The 1412-nt window shown below is 56.0% G+C and carries 1 rRNA gene; it reads left to right on the forward strand.

Annotation, left to right across the window (positions count from 1 at the left end):
* A 23S ribosomal RNA gene (locus AB0I82_RS36345) occupies positions 1-1391 on the forward strand; the annotation flags it as partial.
* Positions 1392-1412: the final 21 nt, after the last annotated feature.

Raw genomic sequence — 1412 nt, forward strand, 5'->3', positions numbered from 1 at the left:
TGAGACCTGATGCCGAGCCGATTGTGGTGAAGTGGATGATCCTATGCTGTCGAGAAAAGCCTCTAGCGAGTTTCATGGCGGCCCGTACCCTAAACCGACTCAGGTGGTCAGGTAGAGAATACCGAGGCGTTCGGGTGAACTATGGTTAAGGAACTCGGCAAAATGCCCCCGTAACTTCGGGAGAAGGGGGGCCATTGCTGGTGATGGGATTTGCTCCCTGAGCTGGTGGTGGCCGCAGAGACCAGCGAGAAGCGACTGTTTACTAAAAACACAGGTCCGTGCGAAGCCGTAAGGCGATGTATACGGACTGACGCCTGCCCGGTGCTGGAACGTTAAGGGGACCGGTTAGCTCTGTTTCGACAGGGCGAAGCTGAGAACTTAAGCGCCAGTAAACGGCGGTGGTAACTATAACCATCCTAAGGTAGCGAAATTCCTTGTCGGGTAAGTTCCGACCTGCACGAATGGCGTAACGACTTCTCGACTGTCTCAACCATAGGCCCGGTGAAATTGCACTACGAGTAAAGATGCTCGTTTCGCGCAGCAGGACGGAAAGACCCCGGGACCTTTACTATAGCTTGATATTGGTGTTCGGTTCGGCTTGTGTAGGATAGGTGGGAGACTGTGAACCGATCACGCCAGTGGTCGGGGAGTCATTGTTGAAATACCACTCTGGTCGTGCTGGATGTCTAACCTGGGTCCGTGATCCGGATCAGGGACAGTGTCTGGTGGGTAGTTTAACTGGGGCGGTTGCCTCCCAAAGGGTAACGGAGGCGCCCAAAGGTTCCCTCAGCCTGGTTGGCAATCAGGTGTTGAGTGTAAGTGCACAAGGGAGCTTGACTGTGAGACTGACGGGTCGAGCAGGGACGAAAGTCGGGACTAGTGATCCGGCGGTGGCTTGTGGAAGCGCCGTCGCTCAACGGATAAAAGGTACCCCGGGGATAACAGGCTGATCTTCCCCAAGAGTCCATATCGACGGGATGGTTTGGCACCTCGATGTCGGCTCGTCGCATCCTGGGGCTGGAGTCGGTCCCAAGGGTTGGGCTGTTCGCCCATTAAAGCGGTACGCGAGCTGGGTTTAGAACGTCGTGAGACAGTTCGGTCCCTATCCGCTGTGCGCGTAGGAGTATTGAGAAGGGCTGTCCCTAGTACGAGAGGACCGGGACGGACGAACCTCTGGTGTGCCAGTTGTCCTGCCAAGGGCATGGCTGGTTGGCTACGTTCGGGAGGGATAACCGCTGAAAGCATCTAAGCGGGAAGCCTGCTTCAAGATGAGTACTCCCACCTCCTTGAGAGGGTAAGGCTCCCAGTAGACGACTGGGTTGATAGGCCAGATATGGAAGCCCGGTAACGGGTGGAGTTGACTGGTACTAATAGGCCGAGGGCTTGTCCTCAGTTGCTCGCGTCCACTGTGT

The sequence above is a fragment of the Streptomyces sp. NPDC050315 genome, assembly GCF_040655775.1.
GTDB lineage: Bacteria > Actinomycetota > Actinomycetes > Streptomycetales > Streptomycetaceae > Streptomyces.